Below are 22414 nucleotides of genomic sequence, written 5' to 3' on the forward strand. Positions count from 1 at the left end.
CAACGTAGCCTGTTTCTTAACCGAAAGCTGGCTGAAAGCTTCCGGGACTAGGATCGCCCACCACTACCGGCAACAGACCGGTTGTTAACAACAACAATGGTGATTCCCGATGTCCGCTCGTACCCGCCTGTTTGCCCCGACTCCACCCGTACGCCTCGTGCCTTTCGTTCTGCGCTGACCCAACCGGTTCGCCATTCCCTAGCCGCGCTACGCCTGGAGTATTCCTATGCTGACTTTCCTTGGCTTTGCCATGGTCATCACGTTCATGTTCCTGATCATGACCAAGCGCCTGTCTGCGCTGATAGCCCTGATCATCGTGCCGATCCTGTTCGCGCTGTTCGGCGGCTTTGCGCCGAAGATCGGCCCGATGATGCTCGAAGGCATCACCAAGCTCGCGCCCACCGGCGTGATGCTGATGTTCGCCATCCTCTATTTCGCCTTGATGATCGACTCCGGGCTGTTCGACCCGGCGGTGCGCAAGATCCTCAAGCTGGTCAAGGGCGACCCGCTGAAGGTCTCGGTCGGCACCGCCGTACTGGCCCTGGTGGTCTCGCTGGACGGTGACGGTGCCACCACCTACATGATCTGCGTGGCCGCCATGCTGCCGTTGTACAAACGCATCGGCATGAGCCCACGGATCATGGCCGGCCTGATCATCCTGGCCGGCGGCGTGATGAACATGACGCCATGGGGCGGCCCGACCGCCCGTGCCGCCAGTGCGCTGCATGTAGACCCCTCGGACATTTTCGTACCGATGATCCCGGCGATGCTGGCCGGCGTGGTTGCCATCCTGGTGATTGCCTACATGTACGGCAAGCGCGAACGTGCGCGCCTCGGTGAACTACACCTGCACGGTGACGAAATTGACCACAGCGAAATCAGCGTTTCGCAGTACCCGGACGCCCGCCGTCCGAAGCTGATCTGGTTCAACGGCGCCCTGACGCTGGCCCTGATGTGCACCCTGATCGCCGGCCTGCTGCCGCTGCCCGTGCTGTTCATGGTGGCCTTCAGTATCGCGATGATCGTCAACTACCCGTGCCTGCAAATGCAGAAAGACCGCGTCGCCGCCCACGCCGGCAGCGTATTGGCGGTGGTCGGGTTGATCTTCGCCGCCGGTATCTTCACCGGCATCCTGTCCGGCACCGGCATGGTCGATGCCATGTCCAAGAGCCTGCTGGCGGTCATCCCCGACGCCCTCGGCCCTTACCTGGCCGTGATCACCGCACTGGTGAGCATGCCGTTCACGTTCTTCATGTCCAACGATGCGTTCTACTACGGCGTACTTCCCGTACTGGCCGAGGCCGCCAGCCACTATGGCATCACCGCCGTGGAAATGGCCCGCGCCTCAATCGTTGGCCAGCCCGTGCACTTGTTGAGCCCATTGGTTCCATCGACCTACTTGTTGGTGGCATTGGCGGGTATCGAATTTGGCGATCACCAGCGCTTCACCCTCAAGTGGGCGGTACTGGTGTGCCTGTGCATAATGGTCGCCGCATTGCTGATGGGGATTTTTCCGCTGTTCAGCACTCTATAATCGTACAACCCACCGCGCTGGCTCTTAAGGCTCGCGCGGTCTAACACTTGTTCAAAGGAATACACATGGAATGGCTGACCAATCCGGAAATCTGGATTGCTTTCTTCACCCTGACGGCCCTCGAGATCGTCCTGGGCATCGATAACATCATCATGATTTCGATCCTGGTCAGCCGCATGCCCAAGCACATGCAGGCGCGTACCCGGATCTTCGGCCTGGCCCTGGCCATGGTCACGCGGATCCTGTTGCTGCTGTCGATTACCTGGGTGATGCGCCTCACCGACGATCTGTTCGTGGTGTTCGGCCAAGGCATTTCGGGCCGCGACCTGATCCTGTTCTTCGGTGGCCTGTTCCTGCTGTGGAAAAGCTCCCAGGAGATGTACCACGCGCTGGAAGGTGAAGACGAAACCCACGACGAGCCAAAAGGCGCCGGTGGCAAGTTCATCTACACCATCATCCAGATCGCTATCATCGATATCGTCTTCTCCCTGGACTCGGTGATTACCGCCGTCGGTATGGTTTCCCACGTACCGGTAATGGTGGCCGCAATCATCGTCGCCGTGCTGGTGATGATGCTGGCCGCTGGCACCATCAGCGACTTCATCGACAAACACCCGTCGCTGAAGATGCTGGCGCTGTCGTTCCTGCTGGTGGTGGGTACCGTGCTGATCGCCGAAGCCTTCGATGTTCACGTGCCAAAAGGCTACGTTTACTTCGCCATGGCGTTCTCCCTGGCGGTGGAAGCGGTGAACATCAAGATGCGCACCGCCATCGCGAAAAAGAAGAAACAGCAGGACCCTGTGAAACTACGCAAGGACATTCCGGGTCAATAAATCTGCGCTGAACACATGTAGGAGCGAGCTTGCTCGCGAAAAACGTCAACGATCACGCGTGCTGTCTGGTTAAACGCGGTGTCCTGGGGGTTTTCGCGAGCAAGCTCGCTCCTACAGTCGTTTTTGTCATCTGCAAAAAACTGATTTCATGACAGTTTTGTTTCAATCCCGACTTTAGCTATGCGATGCTGGCGCAGAGCCCATTCGCCAACTACAGCTTAAGTACAAGACGTAGAACGGCACGCGGCAATTCTTATTTGCTCTTTTTGAGCTAACCCACACGGGGGGCCGAGCATGCTGACCTTGCTCAATCTGCTTTCCGCCGTGACCCTGCTTATCTGGGGCACGCACATCGTCCGTACCGGCATCCTGCGGGTCTACGGTTCCAACTTGCGCCAGGTCATCGGGCAGAACATGTCCAAGCGCTGGCTGGCGTTTATCGCCGGCATCCTGGTAACGGCCATGGTGCAAAGCAGCAACGCCACGGCGATGCTGGTGACCTCGTTTGTCGGCCAAGGCCTGATGGGCCTGATGCCCGCCCTGGCGACCATGCTCGGTGCCGACGTCGGTACTGCGTTGATGGCCCGGGTGCTGACCTTTGACCTGTCGTGGCTGTCGCCGCTGCTGATTTTTCTCGGGGTGATTTTCTTCCTGTCGCGCAAACAGACGCGCGCCGGGCAGATGGGCCGTGTCGGGATCGGCCTCGGGCTGATCATCCTGGCGCTGCAATTGATCGTCGAAGCCGCAGGCCCCATTACCCATGCGCAGGGCGTCAAAGTCCTGTTTGCCTCGCTGACCGGCGATATCCTGCTCGACGCCCTGGTCGGCGCACTGTTCGCGATGATTTCCTACTCCAGCCTGGCCGCTGTCCTGCTGACCGCGACCCTGGCCGGTGCCGGCGTGATCGGCCTGCACGTGGCCATCGGCCTGGTGATCGGCGCCAACATCGGCAGCGGCGTGCTGGCCTTCCTCAGCACCAGCATGCAAAACGCCGCCGGCCGCCAGGTGGCCCTGGGCAGCTTGTTGTACAAATTGATCGGCTTGCTGCTGATCATTCCGGTCCTGGACCCCTTGGTCGGGTGGATGGACAACCTGGACTACAGCGCCCAAGGCATGGTGATCACCTTCCACCTGCTCTATAACGTCATCCGTTGCCTGATCCTGCTGCCCACCATCGGCCCAATGTCGCGCTTGTGCGCCTGGCTGCTGCCGGAGCGCGAAGAGGTCAACGGCCTGGCCAAGCCCCGCCACCTGGACTTGGCGGCGCTCGCCACGCCAAGCCTGGCACTGGCCAACGCCGCCCGTGAAACCCTGCGCCTGGGCGACTTGATCGACAATATGCTGACCTCGATGCTGGAAGTGCTGCGGGGCAAGCAGACCGCCATCACCCAGGAAATGCGCAGCCTGAGCGACGACGTTGAAGCGCTGTACAGCGCGATCAAACTCTACCTCGCACAAATGCCCCGGGAAGACCTCAGCGAGCAGGACAGCCGACGCTGGGCCGAAATCATCGAGCTGTCGATCAACCTGAAACTGGCCGGCGACCTGATCGAGCGCATGCTGCGCAAGGTCCAGCAGCAAAAAACCTCCCAGCGCCGCTCGTTCTCCGAAGTCGGCCTGGAAGAGCTCGCGGGCCTGCAAACCCAGTTGATCGCCAACCTGCGACTGGGCCTGTCGGTGTTCCTCAGCGCCGACCCGGAAAGCGCCCGACAGTTGCTGCGGGAAAAACGTCGCTTTCGCGCCCAGGAGCGTCGCCTGGCCCACGCCCACGTCAGCCGCTTGCAACGTAAAATCGTACAGAGCCTGGAGACCAGTTCCCTGCACCTCGAGCTGATTGCCGACATGAAGCGCCTCAACTCGCTGTTCTGCAGCAGCGCGTATGTGGTGCTGGAAACCGCCGATACCGGCGCCCTCTCGGCGGACGATATTGCCGACATCACCCATTCGCCCTGAACGTAAGGTGGCGAGCGAAGTCAGTTAACAAGGACCTCACTCGCCAGGAAGCTTGTTATGCGTCGCCTGTTATTCGCCTGCCTGCTCATGGGCTCGGCACACACCTTTGCCTTTGACCGCCTGCAAGTCGAGGGCTACACACTGCCCAACGGCCTGCAATTGCTGCTCAAGCCGGGCACCGAACGCGGCCACGTGGCCATTCGCCTGGTGGTGGGTGTAGGCCTCGACGACTTCAGTTGCGAAGACAAGGAGCTGCCGCACCTGCTGGAACACCTGTTGTTCAGCGGGATCGACGGTGGCGGCGAAGGTGAGCTGGAAGAGCGCATGCAAGCCCTCGGCGGGGACTGGAACGCCTACACCAGCAACGCCGACACCACCTTCGTCATCGAGGCCCCGGCGCAAAACCAGCGCAAGGTACTCGACCTGCTGCTGGCCATCGTCACCCGCACCGAACTGACCGACGCCAATATCAACGCGGCCAAACAAGTGGTGGAGCGCGAAGACGGCGGCCACTACTCGCACCTGCAACGCCTGTTGGATCGTCAGGACCTCGGCCACAAGGCCAGCAGTCAGTTGGCGGTGGAGCTGGGCCTCAAATGCGCCGAGCGGGCCGATGTCGAGCACCTGACCCGCGAGCAGCTGGAAAAACTGCGCAAGGCCTGGTACGCCCCCAACAACATGACCCTGATCATCGTCGGCGACCTCGACAAGCTGTTGCCGGCCTACCTCGAACGCACCTACGGCGAGCTGGATCCGGTTGACCCCACGGAACATCGTGCACTGCCGGAGATTCAACACGCCGCCGCGATTCGCCGTGACCTGATCCATGGCTGGGTGGGTGACAACGCCAAGCTGCACTGGTTGTTCCCCGAGCCGGTGCTGGACGACCAGTACGATGAAACCTTCGACCTGCTCAAGGACTATCTGGACTGGGCGTTGTATCGCCAACTGCGGCTGCAGCATGGTTTGTCCTACGGCCCGTGGAGCGAACGCGAAGTGCTGGGCGGCGTCGGCTTCATGAGCCTCAACGCCGACCTCGAGCGCGAAGACTTGCCCGAAGCCGAACAGGTGCTGGAAACCCTCAAGGCCCAACTACTCCAGAACGGCCTCGACCCCGCCACCTTCGCCCGCCTGCAACAAGCCGCCATCGCCCGCCAGGCGTGGGCGGTTCAGGGCAACAGCGCGCTGGCCGACTATTACTGGAGCGCCTCGGGCGACTACGCCAAGGGGCGTTTCAGCGACCCGGCCAAGCGCATCAAGGCCGTCAGCCTGGAGCAAACCAACCAGGCCATGCGCGAGCTGTTCAAGCAGAACGGCTACTGGCGCATCGAGAAACCGCTGTTCAGCTACGACACGCTCAACTGGATCGCCGCCGGAGCGCTAGGGCTGATCACGATTGTGTTGCTCGGCGTGTGGCGTTATCGCAAAGGGATTGCGTAATCAGGCCCCGGGAAAACGGCTAAAACGTTATTCTGTCTGGGATTTTTTCCTACAAAGACTGTGAACTGCCGAATGCCTATCCTGACCCAGACCATCCAGCGCGTCCTCGAACTGATGAAGCGCTACCCAGGGGTGATTGCACTCGGCGGTTTCATCTCGGGTGTGGGCAGCTTCATCCTGGTGGATCGCCAGCAAGGCATGGCCAGCTGGATCGCGGTCATCATGCTCGTGAGCTGGTTATGGCTGATGCTGGAAAACAGCTTCACCCAGCTGTTCAGCAAGGTCTTCAAACGGGAAATTCCCGAGCCGCTGCTGCGCTACGCCACGCAGATGATCCACCAGGAAAGCCTGTTTTTTGTGCTGCCGTTCTTTTTTGTCACCACTACCTGGAACAGCGGCCAGTCGATCTTTACCGGCCTGCTGGGTGCGGCGGCGCTGGTCTCGATCACCGATCCGCTGTACTACAAGTGGCTGGCGCCCAAGCGTTCGCTGTTTCTCGCGCTGCACACCCTGACCCTGTTTGCCGCCCTGCTGACCGCGCTGCCGATCATCCTGCACCTGACCACCGCCGAGAGTTACAAGCTGGCCCTCGGTGTGGCAATGCTGCTGTCGATCCCCAGCCTGGCCGTCAGCCTGCCGCTGCGCAGCATCAAGGGTTGGGCGATGTTGCTGGGGGTTACCGCAGCGATTGGTTGCGCCGGCTGGTTCCTGCGCAGTTGGGTGCCGCCCGCGACGCTGTGGATGACCGAAGTGGCCATCAGCACCCAACTGCAGGACCGCACGCCCGGCGATGACCTCAAAGAAGTCAGCGCCGCGCAACTGCGCAGCAGCGGTTTGTATGCCTACACCGCGATCAACGCGCCCCGCGGGCTGGATGAACGGATCTACCATGTGTGGAAATTCAACGGCAAGGAAGTCGACCGTATCGCCCTGGACATTCATGGCGGGCGCAAGGAAGGCTATCGGGCCTGGACCCACAAGCAGAACTTCCCCGCCGACTCGGTGGGACGCTGGCAGGTACGGGTGCTGACCGAAGATGGCCAAGTGATCGGCGTGTTGCGCTTCAAGGTGACTGATCCCGGTCAGGACACCACAACGCCGGACGCGCCAAAGTAGTCAGGATCGTGCTATTACGTAGGAATTCTGGAATAGCCAAACAAGCTCGGAGCTTATGACCAGTAGCACAACGGCCGGTGCCGCCCATCTGGACACGTCCACCCAGCCTCCACTGCTGAGGATTACGGGGGATTGGACGCTTGCCCACTATGCCAACCTGAAGAAGCTGTCGGAAAAGCTCGACGGCCAGTACGACGCGGGCGCACGCATCGACCTCAACGGCCTGGGCGCTCTGGACACCGCCGGCGCCTCGCTGCTGGTGGAATTGCTCGGCCCCGAGCGCATCGAACAATCCGCCGAACAAACCGACTGCAGCCTCTCGGCCGCCGACCGCGCACTGCTGAAAACCGTCTACCGCTCGCTGAACGACTTCTGCGTGCCGGTAAAAGAACCGGAAGAGGCCGCCGGCATTATGTTGCTGGCACGCATCGGCAGCGCGGTGTACACCGTCTGGCAAGACGGCATGAAGTTACTGGGTTTTATCGGCCTGATCCTCGAGACCTTCGCCCGTGGCGTATTCCGGCCCAAGCGCTGGCGCGTGACGCCGATGGTTGCGCATATCGAACAAACCGGCCTCGACGCGGCGCCCATCGTCGCCCTGCTGACCTTCCTGGTGGGCGCGGTGGTGGCGTTTCTCGGTGCCACGGTGCTGGCCAGTTTTGGCGCGAGCATCTTTACCGTGGACCTGGTGGCGTTCTCCTTCCTGCGGGAATTTGGCGTGTTGCTCACCGCGATCCTGATGGCCGGCCGCACCGCCAGTGCCTTCACCGCGCAAATCGGCTCGATGAAGGCCAACGAAGAAATCGACGCGATCCGCACCCTGGGCCTGGACCCGATGGAGTTGCTGGTGCTGCCCCGCGTGCTGGCGTTGCTGGTGGCGCTGCCGATGCTGACATTCCTGGCAATGATCTCGGGGATTATCGGCGGCGGCGTGGTGTGTGCGGTGGCCCTGGATATTTCGCCGGCGATGTTCCTCTCGCTGCTGCAATCGGACATTGGCGTGCAGCACTTTATCGTCGGCATGATCAAGGCGCCGATCTTCGCATTCCTGATCGCCGCCATCGGCTGCCTGGAAGGCTTCAAGGTCAGCGGCAGCGCCGAGTCCGTCGGTGCCCACACCACCTCCAGCGTGGTGCAATCGATTTTCGTGGTGATCGTGCTGGATGCGGTGGCCGCACTGTTCTTCATGGAGATGGGCTGGTGAGTCGCTTACGTCGTGCGCCCACCGAGGCGGTGATTGAAGTCCGTGGCCTGTGCAACCGCTTTGGCCCGCAAAGCGTGCACGAAAACCTCGACCTGGACTTGTACAAGGGCGAGATCCTCGCGGTGGTCGGCGGGTCCGGCAGCGGCAAGTCGGTGCTGCTGCGCAGCATCATTGGCTTGCGCCAGCCGAGCGAAGGGCAGGTGCGGGTGTTCGGGCAGAACCTGCCGAGCTTGTCGGAACACGAACGTTCGATGGTGGAACGGCGCTTCGGCGTGCTGTTCCAGAAGGGCGCGCTGTTTTCCTCGCTGACGGTCACGGAAAACGTCGCCTTGCCGCTGATCGAACATGCCGGCCTCAGCCGTCCCGACGCCGAACACCTGGCGGCGGTAAAGCTGGCGTTGGCCGGGTTGCCGCTGTCGGCTGCCGATAAATACCCATCATCACTCTCCGGCGGCATGATCAAGCGCGCAGCCCTGGCCCGTGCCCTGGCGTTGGACCCGGACATCCTGTTTCTCGACGAACCCACCGCTGGCCTCGACCCGATCGGCGCCGCCGCCTTCGATCAACTGATCCTGACCCTGCGCGATGCGTTGGGCCTGAGCGTGTTCCTGGTCACTCACGACCTCGACACGCTGTACACCATCACCGACCGTGTAGCGGTGCTGGCGCAGAAAAAGGTACTGGTGGCGGATGCCATCGATGTCGTCTCGGAAACCGACGACGCCTGGATTCACGAATACTTCCATGGCCCACGGGGCCGCGCGGCATTGGATGCCGCTCAACTGCTCAACGAGGTATGACATGGAAACCCGAGCCCATCATGTGATGATCGGTCTGTTCAGCGTGATCGTCGTGGTCGGTGCCATGCTGTTCGGCCTGTGGCTGGCCAAGTCCAGCGTCGACAGCGCGTTTCAGGATTACGAAGTGGTGTTCAACGAGGCCGTCAGCGGTCTGTCCCAGGGCAGCGCGGTGCAATACAGCGGGATCAAGGTGGGCGATGTCACCAGCCTGCGCCTCGACCCGAAAGACCCGCGCCGGGTGCTGGCGCGCATCCGCCTGGCCGGGCAAACGCCGATCAAGGAAGACACCCAGGCCAAGCTGGCCCTGACCGGCATCACTGGCACCTCGATCATCCAGCTCAGCGGCGGCACGCCCCAAAGCCCGGAACTCAAGGGCAAGGACGGCAACTTGCCGGAGATCATTGCGTCGCCATCGCCGATCGCGCGCCTGCTGAACAACAGCAATGACCTGATGACCAGCATCAACCTGCTGCTGCACAACGCCAACCACATGTTCTCCCGGGAGAACGTCGAACGCCTCAGCAATACCCTGGACAACCTGCAACAGACCACCGGCGCCATCGCCGACCAACGCGGCGACATCAAGGTGGTGATGCAGCAATTGATACAGGTGAGCAAACAGGCCAGCGCCACCCTGGAGCAAACCACCGCGCTGATGCGCAACGCCAACGGTTTGCTCAATGATCAGGGCAAGCAGATGTTCGGCAGCGCCGAGAAGGCCATGCAGTCCCTTCAACAAAGCACGGCCACCATCGACACCTTGCTGACCAACAACAAGGACTCCCTGAACAGCGGCATGCAGGGTCTCAACGAACTGGCGCCCGCGGTGCGCGAGCTGCGGGAAACCCTGGGTTCGTTACGCGCGATTTCCCGCCGCCTGGAAGCCAACCCCAGCGGTTACCTGCTGGGCAGCGACAAGAACAAGGAGTTCACGCCATGAAGCGTGCTTACCAAATGATCGCCCCCGTTGCGCTGGCATTGGTCAGTGCATGCTCGATCCTGCCCAAGGCGGATCCTTCGGACGTGTACCGGCTGCCTTCGGCGCAGACGCCTACGCAAGCCAGCCCTGTGGCCTGGTCGCTGCGCGTGGCCAAGCCGCAGACCAGCGAATTCCTCGACAGCCCACGAATTGCCGTGGTGCCCAACGGCGACTTGATCAGCAGCTACGCGAATTCACGCTGGAGCGATCCGGCGCCGGTGCTGTTGCGCAACCGGTTGCTGGACGGCTTCCAGCGGGATGGGCGGGTGACGTTGCTCAGTACCGACGAGACCAATCTGCAAGCGGACTTTGAGCTGGGCGGGCAGTTGCAGGCTTTTCAGAGCGAGTATCGCGGCAGCGCGGTTGAGGTGGTGATACGCCTGGATGCGCGGCTGGTACGCGGGAGTGATCAGCGGATTATTGCCAGCAAGCGGTTTGAGGTGCGGCAGCCGGTGGGGGATACCAAGGTGCCGGCTGTAGTCGCCGGGTTTGGTCAGGCTGGGGATGCGTTGAACAAGCAAGTGGTGGATTGGGTGGTGGGCCTGGGAAGCCGCGCTTTTGTGGCGAGGGAGCTTGCTCCCGTTGGGCTGCGTAGCAGCCCCAAAACCAGCCAATAAGCTTCGACTGACACGCCTGCGAAACCTTGCTGGGGCCGCTTCGCGGCCCAACGGGAGCAAGCTCCCTCGCCACAGTTGACCTAGGTTTTAGCCGAAGAACCAGTAGCACACCGCAATCGCTGCCACCACGCCGGCAAACTCCGCCAACAACGCACACCCGACTGCGTGCCGCGCCCGCTGGATGCCCACCGAGCCAAAGTACACCGCCAACACATAGAACGTGGTCTCGGTACTGCCCTGGATCGTCGCCGCCACCAGCGCCGGGAAGCTGTCCACGCCCTGGGTCTGCATCGTCTCGATCAACATCGCCCGCGCCGCACTGCCGGAGAACGGCTTTACCATCGCCGTCGGCAACGCATCGACAAAGCGCGTATCCATGCCGGTCCAGGCCACCACATGGCGAATCCCTTCCAGGCCGAAATCCAGCGCGCCCGACGCCCGCAACACACCCACCGCACACAGCATCGCCACCAGGTACGGCAGCAGGTTCTTGGCCACGTCGAAGCCTTCCTTGGCGCCTTCGACAAACGCCTCGTAGACCTTGACCTTGCGCAGCGCGCCAATCACCAGGAACAACATGATCAACCCGAACAGCGTCAGGTTGCCGAGGATCGATGACAACCCCGCCAGCGCAGTGGCTGAGAGCGTCGCCAGCAAGGCCATGAAGCCACCCAGTACCAGCGCCCCCGGAATCAGGTACGCCAGCACCACTGGGTCCCACAGCCGCAGGCGTTGCATCACCGCCACCGACAGCAGGCCCACCAGGGTCGAAGCGCTGGTGGCCAACAGGATCGGCAGGAACACCAGCGTCGGGTCGGCCGCCCCTTGCTGGGCGCGGTACATGAAGATCGTCACCGGCAGCAGGGTCAGGGAAGAGGCGTTGAGCACCAGGAACAGGATCTGCGCATTACTGGCGGTGTTGGGGATCGGGTTGAGCTCTTGCAGCGCCTTCATGGCCTTGAGGCCGATGGGCGTAGCGGCGTTGTCGAGACCCAGGCCGTTGGCGGCGAAGTTGAGGGTGATCAAGCCGATGGCCGGGTGGCCGGCGGGCACTTCCGGCATCAGGCGGCGAAACAGTGGGCCCAGCGCCTTGGCCAGCCAGTCGACGATCCCGGCTTTCTCGGCGATGCGCAGGAAGCCCAGCCACAAGGTCAGCGTGCCGAACAGCAGCACCATCACCTCGACCGACAACTTGGCCATGGCGAAGATGCTTTCCACCATCGCCGCAAAGATGCCGGCGTTGCCGCCGATCAGCCATTGCGCCAGTGCAGACACCATCGCCACGATAAAAAAGCCAAGCCACAGGCCATTGAGCATCAGTTGAATCCCCCGAAAGATGGGGCGAATGATAGCGGGGCTGACAGAAACGACAAACCCCGGATTTTCCGGGGTTTGTGTAGGAGGCAGTCCTGGCGATCAGCCGCGACTGGTCTCGCCGGCCGGCAGCACTTGCTTGGTGCGCCAGTGCGGCAGCGAGTTCCAGTAGCGCTCGCCCTTGGCGTCGTCGTACATGCCTTCCCAGCGGGAGATGACCAGTACGGCCAGGGCGTTGCCGATCACGTTCAGTGCGGTACGGGCCATGTCCATGATGCGGTCGACACCGGCGATGAACGCCAGGCCTTCCAGCGGAATGCCCACGCTGCCCAGGGTCGCCAGCAGCACCACGAAGGACACGCCCGGCACACCGGCGATGCCTTTGGAGGTGACCATCAGGGTCAATACCAGCATCAGTTGCTGGCCAATCGACAGGTCGATGCCATACAGCTGGGCGATAAAGATCGCGGCGATGCTCTGGTACAGGGTCGAGCCGTCGAGGTTGAACGAATAACCGGTGGGTACCACGAAGCTGCAGATCGCTTTCGGCGCGCCGTAGGCTTCCATCTTCTCGATCACACGCGGCAGCACGGTTTCGGAACTGGCGGTGGAGTAGGCCAGTACCAGCTCATCCTTGAAGATGCGCATCAGCTTGAGAATCGAGAAGCCAAACAGGCGAGCGATCAAACCCAGTACCGCAAAGGCGAAGAACAGAATCGCGACGTAAACCAGGATCACCAGCTTGGCCAGCGGCAGCAGCGAGGCGAAACCGAAATTGGCGACCGTCACCGCGATCAGCGCAAACACGCCGATTGGGGCGTACTTCATGATCATGTGGGTGACTTTGAACATGCTCTCGGACACGCCCTGGAACATGGTCACCAGGGGTTCGCGCAGTTCAGGCTTGAGGCTCGACAAGCCGAGGCCGAACAACACCGAGAAGAAGATGATCGGCAGCATGTCGCCACGGGCCACGGCGGCGAAGATGTTCGACGGGATCAGGTTGAGGATCGTCTCGATGAACGCGTGCTCGTGCTGAACCTCGGCGGCGGTGGCGGTGTATTTGGAGATGTCGACGGTACCCAGGGTACTCATGTCGATACCGGCACCCGGATGGAACAGGTTCGCCAGCAGCAGGCCGACCACAATGGCGATGGTGGTGACCACTTCGAAGTAAAGGATGGTTTTTACGCCGATCCGACCGAGCTTTTTCGCATCCCCAACACCGGCGATTCCGACAATCAGCGACGAAATCACGATCGGGATAACGATCATCTTGATCAGGCGGATAAAGATATCGCCAGCGGGCTGCAACACGTTGCTGATCCACCAGGCCTTTTCGGCACTGAAATGGTTAAGCACCGCACCGATTGCAATCCCCAGCACCAGACCGATGAGGATCTGCCAGGCGAGGCTTAGCTTTGCCTTCTTCATGTCATTACCCTTACTTCAAGTGGACTCAGGCAGATGCGCCAGCAGCTGGAACGCTCGAGAGCGAAAAAGTGGGTGCATCTGCCTCCGTAGAAGGTCACCGCAGTTGGCCGATATGGCTCACTGGCAGGCGAAAAAAGGCGCAACTATTCCGATGCAAGGAGGCGACGTCTAATGCCGTAAACGCCTACCCTATGCCGAATCGGCATGAGTTTTTTTGAGTTTTTCTGTCTGAACGGTCAGTTCGAATACGACATTTCGGCAGGCATAAATGCCGCGAACCGGCCATTTCAGGCTCGCGCAGGGTTTTTTGAAAATCTACGGCCGCGGTCGAAAACCCCTGAAATTTCCTACGCATACCATCGAAAAACTCTTCTGGCAGGAGACAAACTTTCTCGATAGATGGTCACGTGGAAACACCAGGAAATGGTTGAGGCGACGCAAAAAGGGAAATTGCCGCTATGGGCGGTATCACAGAAGCGGGCATAAGAGGCATAAGCCCGTCGCAAGTTCCACAAGCCATCGGCTTGCGAACTTGCGTCGCAGCTTTTCACCTGACCCGGCCCTTGCGCAGGCACTCCCTGTACCCGTAGGTCACGCCGATCCGATCGATCAGAGCAACCCGGCCCCTTGGTCATGCACCGCCCTTGTCGGGCCGTGCAAACAGAAAGAAGCGTGGCGCTCCTTTCTATGGACGATAAGCCGGTAGACGACAGGGTCGTCAGACCGAACCTAGTACCAATTCGGGTCTTTCTTGAGCTGTTCCATCAGCAGCTTTTGCATGCCTTCGTCCGGCTTGCCAAGAAAGCGGTAGTCGGCGTGCCGTGTCGGCGACTTGTCCGACGGCAGACCCGCCGGCACTTCCACCAACATGGCGTAGGCATCTTCCTTGTCGAAGCTGAAGGCGACGATCAGGCGCTTGTTCAGACACGTGTCCGCGGTTTCACAGAGCGGCCCTACCAAGTACTTGTCACCATCCTCTTCAACGGCGTTCATTTGTTCAGCGCTGCCCGACAGGTTCATCACCCATTCCGGCAGACGCTCTTCCTTCTTGACCACGCTCTGCCAGGTTTCGCGGTATTGCGGGTCCGCACTCAGCAGTTCGTTGACCCGGGACTGGCCATCATTGGCAGCCAGCGCCAGGCCGCTGCCGCCCAACAACAGGGCGGCAGCCAGGGCTTTAAGGGACGAATTGAACATGCTTAGCCTCGGCCACGACGGCCAAAGAAGAAGGAAGCGATGAACATCACCAGGAAGACCACAAACAGAATTTTTGCGATACCCGTGGCGGTGCCCGCGATACCACCGAAGCCCAAGACTGCAGCCACAATGGCAATGATCAGAAATGTGATTGCCCAACTCAACATGGTGATTCTCCTTACGCTTCTTTTAGGGGTAACAGCGGTAGTGCATGCGGTCGCTCGATTAAAGGACCGTGTCTTGCCTAGAACACCCAGCGTTCCTGAGATGGCAGGTCGCCGAGGGTGGAATCTTGCTCAACCGCCGCCAGTTGCGGGGTTGTCACGTCGGCGGTGCTGCTACCGACCGAACGGAAATGGGTCTGGGTCATCATCGGACGTTCAAAATGCGCGGTGTGCTGCTGACTCTGCTGCCAATGCGCCAATTGCTGACCGCCGATCAAGGTCACCATCAGGGCCAGGCTGGCAAACAGCCCCTGTTGCAGACGCAGTGGCGATACACGCAGTTGGGTGAGGCTTTGGCGAGTCATGCTGTATCTCTCCCGCATTCTGATTATTCGGTGATGAAGCTCGTATGAGGTGTATTGCAGCCTGCGTGCCAGTTTTTTAACAAAATAAAACTTAATAAAATCAATGAGTTAAAAACAAAAGCGCTTTGACACCACGAGCATCCTGCACGATGCCCCTATCCACGCCGTGCGAAATGCACGATGGTCACTGGTCGGATCGGGGGATCGGAAGGCAGCCTTCGACTGCCGAAGTGGCAGGAGGGAGAAAAAAACGCCACGAATGGGCGCCTCTGTAAGAAGAATCGCAGATAGCTGCGCGATGACGGCTTTAATCAATCAGAATAAACCATGCAACTTGCCCGATTATTCCGGGACTAAACAACATCATTCATTCTTAAGGAGCGCGGGACAGATGGAATCAGCCAAGGAACTTCAAGGCCGCATTCTTTTAGTGGATGACGAATCCGCGATCCTTCGCACCTTCCGTTATTGCCTGGAAGATGAGGGCTATACCGTAGCCACTGCCAACAGCGCCGCCCAGGCTGATGCCTTGTTGCAACGCCAGGTGTTTGACCTGTGCTTCCTGGACCTGCGCCTGGGCGAAGACAACGGCCTCGACGTACTGGCGCAAATGCGCGTCCAGGCACCGTGGATGCGCGTGGTGATCGTCACCGCCCATTCGGCCGTCGACACCGCCGTGGATGCAATCCAGGCGGGCGCCGCCGATTACCTGGTCAAACCTTGCAGCCCCGACCAATTGCGCCTGGCCACGGCCAAGCAGCTGGAAGTGCGTCAGCTCTCTGCGCGCCTGGAAGCCCTGGAAGGCGAAGTGCGCAAGCCCAAGGACGGACTCGACTCCCACAGCCCGGCGATGATGGTGGTGCTGGAAACCGCCCGCCAGGTAGCAGGCACTGACGCCAACATCCTGATTCTCGGCGAGTCCGGCACCGGTAAGGGTGAGCTGGCCCGGGCCATTCACGGCTGGAGCAAGCGTGCGAAGAAATCCTGCGTCACCATCAACTGCCCGTCGCTGACCGCAGAGCTGATGGAAAGCGAACTGTTCGGCCACAGTCGCGGCGCGTTCACCGGCGCCAGCGAAAGCACCCTCGGGCGCGTCAACCAGGCAGACGGCGGCACGCTTTTTCTCGACGAGATCGGCGATTTTCCCTTGACCTTGCAACCCAAGTTGCTGCGTTTTATTCAGGACAAGGAATACGAGCGCGTCGGCGACCCGGTGACTCGCCGCGCCGATGTGCGAATCCTCGCCGCCACCAACCTGAACCTGGAAGACATGGTGCGCGACGGTCGTTTCCGCGAAGACCTGCTGTACCGCCTGAATGTCATCACTTTGCACCTGCCACCCCTGCGCGAACGCAGCGAAGACATCCTGACCCTGGCGGACCGGTTTCTGGCGCGCTTCGTGAAGGAATATGCGCGGCCCGCACGCGGATTCAGCGATGAAGCCCGTGAGGCGCTGCTTAACTACCGTTGGCCGGGGAACATCCGCGAACTGCGCAACGTGGTGGAGCGCGCCAGCATTATTTGCCCACAGGAAAAGGTCGAGATCAGCCACCTCGGCATGGCCGAGCAGCCGACCAACAATGCCCCGCGTATCGGCGCGGCATTGAGCCTGGATGAATTGGAAAAGGCACATATCGGCGCGGTACTGGCCACCAGTGACACACTGGACCAGGCAGCCCGGACCCTTGGGATTGACGCGTCGACGCTGTACCGCAAACGCAAACAATACAACCTGTGAGCTGTAGCCTATGAAGCTTGCGATGAAGCTGCGCACTCGGCTGTTCCTGAGTATTTCCGCGCTGATCACCGTTGCCCTGCTGGGGTTGTTGCTGGGCCTGGTGAGCGTCATGCAAATGGCCAAGACCCAGGAGTCGTTGATTCGCAGCAACTTCATCACCCTGGACCTGGGGCTCAAGCTGCGGCAAACCCTCGGCGATCAGTTGATGATCATGCTCAACGAGCAGCCTAATCCCGCCGCCCTGGAAGCCTCCAAGCAACGTTATTTCGCCCTGTTGCAGCAAGGCATCGAACACGAACAGAAGGACACGACCACCAGCGGCTTTACCAAGGCAAAAACCGACTACCTGAGCTTTCTGGAGGCATTCGATAAAAATGAGAATGCCCCACCGGCTCTGCGTAACAACGACGAACTGACCAAGCGCTTCAACATCTTGCGCAACGGCCTGATCGCCGAGCACAAGCAAGCGCTGGAAAACATCAACGACACCGAACACAAGTCCCGTGAGCGAGCACTATTGATTGCCGGCCTGCTGGGCCTGGTGGGGTTGGCGGTGCTGATCATCGGTTTCGTCACCGCCCATGGCATTGCCCGACGCTTTGGCGGGCCGATCGAGGCGCTGGCCAAGGCCGCCGACAAGATCGGCCAGGGCAACTTCGAAGTAACGCTGCCCATCTCCTCGGCTGCCGAGATGAACCTGCTGACCCGACGCTTCGGCATCATGGCCGAGGCCCTGCGCCAGCATCAGGCAACCAATGTCGATGAGCTGCTCGCCGGGCAGCAACGTCTGCAGGCAGTGCTCGACAGCATCGACGACGGCCTGCTGATGATCGACCGCCAAGGCCGCCTGGAGCACCTTAACCCGGTAGCACAACGCCAACTGGGCTGGGACGAGAATCGCCTGGGCCAAGGCCTTGGTGACGCCCTGGGCCGCCCGGAACTGGATGAACAACTGCACCTGGTGCTGCGCGGCGGCAACCTGGAGCGCGCCCCCGAAGACCTGGAAGTGGAAGTCGAAGGCGAGCTGCGCCTGCTGACGTACAGCCTGACGCCGGTCAGCCATACCCAGGGGCACATTCTGGGCGCCGTGATGGTGCTGCATGACGTCACCGAGCAACGCGCCTTTGAACGGGTGCGCAGCGAGTTTGTGTTGCGCGCCTCCCATGAGTTGCGCACGCCAGTGACGGGCATGCACATGGCATTCGGGTTGTTCCGGGAACGGGCAAAGTTTCCTGCGGAGTCTCGCGAAGCGGACTTGCTGGATACGGTCAACGAGGAAATGCAGCGCCTGATGCAGTTGATCAACGACTTGCTCAACTTCTCGCGCTATCAGAATGGCTTGCAGAAATTGACACTGGGCCCATGTGATATCAGCGACCTGCTCGAACATGCCCGCGCCCGCTTCGCGGAGCAGGCGAATGCGCAGAACATCGAATTACTGGTGGAGGAACAATCCCCGCTACCGAGGCTGCATGCCGATCGCGCGCAGTTGGAGCGGGTGCTCGACAACTTGCTGGGCAATGCCCTGCGGCACACGGCCGACGGCGGGCAGATCCGCCTGCAGGCACGTCGCCATGGCGAACGGGTGATTGTCAGCGTCGAGGACAACGGCGAAGGCATTGCCTACGGCCAGCAAGGACGGATCTTCGAACCGTTTGTACAGGTAGGTCGCAAGAAGGGCGGTGCCGGGCTGGGCCTGGCGCTGTGCAAGGAGATCGTGCAATTGCACGGTGGCCGCATGGGGGTCTATTCGCGGCCGGGGCAAGGGACGCAGTTTTATATGGCGCTGCCCCTGTAGGAGCCGGCTTGCCGGCGATGACGACCCTGAGGACGTTATCGCCGGCAAGCCGGGCTCCTACGGTTATTGGTGATTCAGTGCCCGCAGGATAGCGGCACTCTCGGCATCCGGCGTCCCGTCAAACAGCGACGCCCGGAAGTGCATCTGGAACGCAGCCATCACGTGGCGCGTCGCCACATCCAGCTCGCCGGTCTGAGGCGTCGGATAGCCCAACTTCGCCAACTCTTCCTGGAACCAGGTAATGCTCGGCAGTTCAGCTGCGTATTGCACCTGGTAACGGGCAACCGCCTTGGCGTCCGGCCACATCCCCAACCCTTCATCCGCCAGGCGCTTCCAGGGGAACAACGGCCCCGGGTCCAGCTTGCGCAGTGGGGCAATGTCGCTATGACCGATGATGTTCCGCGGATCGATACCGTTGCGCTTGCTGATGTCCTTGAGCAGCACCACCAGCGACTGCACCTGCGCCTCGGAGTACGGGTACCAGACGCGGCCTGTCGGCAAGTCGCGATACCCCGGGTTCACGATCTCGATCCCGATGGAGCTGGAGTTGAGCCAGGTGCGGCCCATCCATTCACTTTCACCGGCATGCCAGGCGCGCTGGCTTTCATCCACCAGTTTGTAGATGGTGCCTGAAGCATCGTCGCCGATCAGGTAATGGCTGCTGACCTGGCCGTGGGTCAATAGCGCCAGGGAGCGCTCAAGGGACGCCGAGGTGTAGTGCACGATGACGAACTGCACCCGGTTGTCGTGGTTCACCGACGGATGACTGGTGTCCAGACGGGGTCCACTCGCACAGCCGGCGAGCAGGAGAAGCAGAAAGGCGGAACACAGAAGTTTCATGGCAGCAGACAATACGCTTAAGACGATAATGCAACAGTGTAACGTACCGTTTGCTGCCCAGCGGCCAAATGCGACGTTTTAAACAAAATGGAACATTTTCAGGCCGCCTGCACCTGATTGCGCCCAGCGGCCTTGGCGCGGTAAAGCGCCTCGTCGGCGCGCTTGAGGGCCAGGTCACTGCGCTCTCCCGGCTGAAACTGCGCCATGCCCATGGACACCGTAATCGTCACCGGCTCGCCCTTGAAGTGAAACGGGCAGGCTTCGATGGCAGCCCGCAGGGTTTCACCCACTGCCAATGCTTCTGACAAGGATGAGTTGGGCATCAGCAGCACAAACTCTTCACCGCCAAAGCGCGCGATGAAGTCGTTGGGACGCAGGCGTTTGCGAAGCACCGTGGCGATGATCTTCAGCACCTTGTCGCCGGCCAGATGACCGTAGCCGTCGTTGATACGCTTGAAGTGATCGAGGTCCAGCATCGCCAGCGACAGGCTATTGCCACGCTGATGCCAGGCGTTGACCTCTTGCTCCAGGCGCTCGCTCCAGGCCGCGCGGTTGGGCAGGCCGGTGAGTGGGTCGATCAACGCTTTCTGGCGCTGAACCTCCAGGTGCTCACGGTAGCCTTGGGCTTCTTGCTCCATATTGGCGACCCGCTCGGCCAGGCCTTTCAGGCGGGCAGCCACTTCCTGTTCGCGCTGGTCACGCTGGTGCTGGTGTTGGTCCATGGTGCCGAGCAGCCCTTCGAGGTGGCTTTCCAGCACATGCTTGAGGCTGTCCAGGTCCGCCGCGTCCTGCACGCTGCTTTGCAAACCATCCACTTGTTCACGGATCTGCGTATCCAGTTCCCTGGCAGCCGAGCGACTGTCGGCGTGGCCGTCACTGGCCACCTGCAGGTGCCCCTGGAACGCTTCGAGGCGCTCATTGAGCTGCTTGAGATAGGCCTCAAACTCATGTTGGCCACTGTCGGTAATCGCCAGCATCAACACCGCCAGGTCATCGAGAATCGGCAGCAGTTCGTACCAGTTCAAGCCGTGGGTCAGGCGTTCACGCATGGCTTCGGCCTGGGGCCGGTGACGCTCGGGCAGCGACAGGTCTTCCAGCAGGCCAAGCAGGGTGTCTTCGATGTGTTTGGCCACCGAGCTGTAAGACGGCTCGGGGGTGTCGGGCAGTGCGTAGACCTGATCCGCTTGCAGCTCGTCGGGGTTCAACTCTTCCAACTCGGCCGCCTCTTCCGGCTCGTCGGCCAGGACCGGCGGCAGGGAGAGACTACCGATCTCGGTTCGCTCCGGTTCGCGGGCCTGCACCTGCGGCGTCTCGACCATGGCGGCGAGGGCACTCTCGAGAGCGGGCTCAACCTCCGTTTCGATCGGTTGTTCGGGCTCCAGCGATTCGATAATCGCAGTGGGTGCCTCGATGACGGGCGCGAGGGTAACGACGGGCGGGGCAGCGGGCGTCACTTCGCTGACAACCTCAGCAGCCTTTACTTGCGGTACGGGCTCAGGGGGCAGCTCGACAGGGGCCGGAACCTTCGATTGCGGTGCAAAAGCCCGCAACGCCTGGGTCAGCTCCTCAGATTGCGCCGGCGCTTCAACTTCATCCACCGCCTTGGGCTTTGGCGCAGCAGGCGCCTGAACAGCAGGGCGGGATAGCGCGCGTGGCTCAACCTCCGGAGTTTCGACCGCAGCGTCCTTGGCGCCAAACAGACGCTGCAACAGCCCCGGACTCGAACGGCTGGTCTCACCCTCCGGCTCCAGGTTACTCAGCGCCTGCCCTTGGAGGCCGCTCAGTTCACTCAGCAACAGCGGAATCTCTCGCGCCTGGCCGACCCGGCCGTCCAGCTGTTTGGCGAACGCCTTAAGCGGGCGGCTCACTTCTCGCGGCAACGGCAGTTTTTGCAACTGAGTGACCAGGGCCGTCAACGCCGTGCCTATCTGGTCGACCCGGGTTTCACGGCGCTGTTCCGAATCCAGCACGGCCTTTTCCAGGCGCGGCAACAATGCAGCGAGGGCGGCGTCCATGTCGTCCGTACGCACAACGTCGCGCATTTCCTTCATGCATTGGTCAACTGCGCGGTCGGTCCCTTCAGCCGCCAGGGTGCTGCGCACCAGCCCCCGGCGCAGCAGGTCGAGGCGGGCGGCCCAGCGACGCTCGAGCTTTTCTTGTTGCTCGATGCTTAACAGGTATTTTTCTTTCCAGCGCTGGGCGTCGTCGCTCATGCAAGGGGTCCGCGAGGGCCGGGGCTCAACGCGGGCAATGCATCAGCCGTGAGCGAACCCGGCAGACGAATCTCTACCGCGACGGGCAGGTGATCGGAGATGGGCTGCGCCAGCACCTGCACGCTTTCGAGTGTCAGGGTCGGGCTGAGCAGGATGTGATCAAGACAACGTTGCGGGCGCCAGCTGGGAAAGGTGGCTTCGACTTGCGGCGCCAGTAACCCAAGGTCACGCAACGGGGAATTTTGCAGCAGGTCTGTGGCATGGGTGTTCATGTCACCCATCAGCACCTGGTGTTTGTAGTTGCCAATCAACTCACGGATATAGGCCAACTGCATGGTGCGGGTTCGAGCCCCCAACGCGAGGTGCATCATCACCACCACCAACGCTTCCGGCCCTTCGCCGAACCGCACCAGAATCGCCCCGCGGCCTTTAGGGCCGGGTAACGGGTGATCCTCGATCGCCCACGGTTTCAGGCGGCTGAGCACACCGTTGCTGTGCTGGCCGAGTTTGCCAAGGTTGCGATTGAGTTGTTGATACCAGTAAGGAAAGGCACCGAGCTGGGCCAGGTGCTCGACCTGGTTGATGTAGCCGGAACGCAGGCTGCCACCGTCGGCCTCCTGCAGGGCTACCAGGTCGAAGTCTCCCAGCAGGTCGCCGATCTTTTGCAGATTGCCGGCACGCCCGTTGTGGGGCAGCAGGTGCTGCCAGCCACGGGTCAGGTAGTGCCGGTATTTCTCGGTACTGATACCTACCTGGATATTGAAACTTAGCAGGCGCAACCGGCTGTCTGCCGGCAGGCCCGTGGATTCCAGGTGGTGTTCGTTGACCTTCGGGTCATGCAGGCCAACGACACGTTCAGTACCCCAGCGACGCAT

The 22414-nt window shown here is 61.2% G+C and carries 19 protein-coding genes; 11 read left to right on the forward strand and 8 right to left on the reverse strand.

The window, feature by feature from the left end; genetic code table 11:
* Positions 1-226: 226 nt before the first annotated feature.
* From HX875_RS13360 to HX875_RS13400, 9 genes are all read left to right on the forward strand, one after another.
* Complete coding sequence (locus tag HX875_RS13360) at positions 227-1534, forward strand: CitMHS family transporter (protein ID WP_076013340.1); 1308 nt, start codon at positions 227-229, stop codon at positions 1532-1534.
* 65 nt (positions 1535-1599) lie between these two features.
* Positions 1600-2367 carry a TerC family protein gene (locus HX875_RS13365; RefSeq protein WP_003214768.1) on the forward strand — a complete coding sequence of 256 codons (768 nt, stop codon included), beginning with the start codon at positions 1600-1602 and terminating at the stop codon, positions 2365-2367.
* Positions 2368-2661: 294 nt separating this feature from the next.
* Positions 2662-4320 carry a Na/Pi cotransporter family protein gene (locus tag HX875_RS13370; protein WP_177043536.1) on the forward strand — a complete coding sequence of 553 codons (1659 nt, stop codon included), beginning with the start codon at positions 2662-2664 and terminating at the stop codon, positions 4318-4320.
* A 57-nt stretch (positions 4321-4377) separates the two neighbouring features.
* Complete coding sequence (locus HX875_RS13375) at positions 4378-5760, forward strand: M16 family metallopeptidase (protein ID WP_177043537.1); 1383 nt, start codon at positions 4378-4380, stop codon at positions 5758-5760.
* A gap of 72 nt (positions 5761-5832) precedes the next feature.
* A complete protein-coding gene (locus tag HX875_RS13380) occupies positions 5833-6876 on the forward strand; it encodes a DUF5924 family protein (protein WP_177043538.1) in 1044 nt (347 codons plus the stop codon).
* A gap of 55 nt (positions 6877-6931) precedes the next feature.
* A complete protein-coding gene (locus HX875_RS13385; RefSeq protein ID WP_177043539.1) occupies positions 6932-8080 on the forward strand; it encodes an ABC transporter permease in 1149 nt (382 codons plus the stop codon).
* Entirely contained in the window at positions 8077-8880 is an 804-nt protein-coding gene (locus HX875_RS13390) for an ABC transporter ATP-binding protein (protein WP_010168669.1), read from the forward strand. Before HX875_RS13385 ends, HX875_RS13390 begins: the two co-directional genes overlap by 4 nt.
* A gap of 1 nt (position 8881) precedes the next feature.
* Positions 8882-9820, forward strand: a complete 939-nt coding sequence (locus tag HX875_RS13395; protein WP_177043540.1) for an MlaD family protein — start codon at positions 8882-8884, stop codon at positions 9818-9820.
* Positions 9817-10476, forward strand: coding sequence for an ABC-type transport auxiliary lipoprotein family protein (locus HX875_RS13400; RefSeq protein WP_177043541.1), 660 nt, complete (start codon positions 9817-9819; stop codon positions 10474-10476). Before HX875_RS13395 ends, HX875_RS13400 begins: the two co-directional genes overlap by 4 nt.
* Before the next feature lie 87 nt (positions 10477-10563).
* Here the strand turns inward: HX875_RS13400 and HX875_RS13405 are convergent, their stop codons facing one another.
* The 5 genes from HX875_RS13405 to HX875_RS13425 all read right to left on the reverse strand — a co-directional run bounded on the left by HX875_RS13405 (position 10564) and on the right by HX875_RS13425 (position 14950).
* Positions 10564-11793, reverse strand: a complete 1230-nt coding sequence (locus HX875_RS13405) for a nucleoside recognition domain-containing protein (protein ID WP_003214785.1) — start codon at positions 11791-11793, stop codon at positions 10564-10566.
* 99 nt (positions 11794-11892) lie between these two features.
* Positions 11893-13224: a glutamate/aspartate:proton symporter GltP gene (gene gltP / locus HX875_RS13410; protein WP_177043542.1), complete on the reverse strand. Its 1332-nt coding sequence runs from the start codon at positions 13222-13224 to the stop codon at positions 11893-11895.
* Positions 13225-13953: 729 nt separating this feature from the next.
* Entirely contained in the window at positions 13954-14421 is a 468-nt protein-coding gene (locus HX875_RS13415) for an inhibitor of vertebrate lysozyme family protein (protein WP_177043543.1), read from the reverse strand.
* 2 nt (positions 14422-14423) lie between these two features.
* A complete protein-coding gene (locus HX875_RS13420; RefSeq protein WP_003170804.1) occupies positions 14424-14588 on the reverse strand; it encodes a DUF1328 domain-containing protein in 165 nt (54 codons plus the stop codon).
* A 77-nt stretch (positions 14589-14665) separates the two neighbouring features.
* Complete coding sequence (locus tag HX875_RS13425) at positions 14666-14950, reverse strand: hypothetical protein (protein WP_177043544.1); 285 nt, start codon at positions 14948-14950, stop codon at positions 14666-14668.
* A 391-nt stretch (positions 14951-15341) separates the two neighbouring features.
* On the opposite strand from HX875_RS13425, the gene algB reads away from it, so the two are divergent.
* Both algB and HX875_RS13435 read left to right on the forward strand, forming a co-directional pair.
* A complete protein-coding gene (gene algB / locus HX875_RS13430) occupies positions 15342-16688 on the forward strand; it encodes a sigma-54-dependent response regulator transcription factor AlgB (protein WP_076013329.1) in 1347 nt (448 codons plus the stop codon).
* A 10-nt stretch (positions 16689-16698) separates the two neighbouring features.
* Positions 16699-18486, forward strand: a complete 1788-nt coding sequence (locus HX875_RS13435; protein WP_177043545.1) for a KinB sensor domain-containing domain — start codon at positions 16699-16701, stop codon at positions 18484-18486.
* A gap of 63 nt (positions 18487-18549) precedes the next feature.
* On the opposite strand, the gene HX875_RS13440 is transcribed toward HX875_RS13435, so the two are convergent.
* The 3 genes from HX875_RS13440 to HX875_RS13450 all read right to left on the reverse strand — a co-directional run bounded on the left by HX875_RS13440 (position 18550) and on the right by HX875_RS13450 (position 22414).
* On the reverse strand, positions 18550-19326 hold the full coding sequence (locus tag HX875_RS13440) for an N-acetylmuramoyl-L-alanine amidase (protein WP_177043546.1): 777 nt from the start codon (positions 19324-19326) through the stop codon (positions 18550-18552).
* 98 nt (positions 19327-19424) lie between these two features.
* Complete coding sequence (locus HX875_RS13445) at positions 19425-21539, reverse strand: GGDEF domain-containing protein (protein ID WP_177043547.1); 2115 nt, start codon at positions 21537-21539, stop codon at positions 19425-19427.
* A complete protein-coding gene (locus HX875_RS13450; RefSeq protein WP_177043548.1) occupies positions 21536-22414 on the reverse strand; it encodes an endonuclease/exonuclease/phosphatase family protein in 879 nt (292 codons plus the stop codon). The genes HX875_RS13445 and HX875_RS13450 overlap by 4 nt, the downstream gene beginning before the upstream one ends.

The sequence above is a fragment of the Pseudomonas yamanorum genome, from assembly GCF_013386765.1.
Lineage (GTDB): Bacteria > Pseudomonadota > Gammaproteobacteria > Pseudomonadales > Pseudomonadaceae > Aquipseudomonas > Aquipseudomonas yamanorum_A.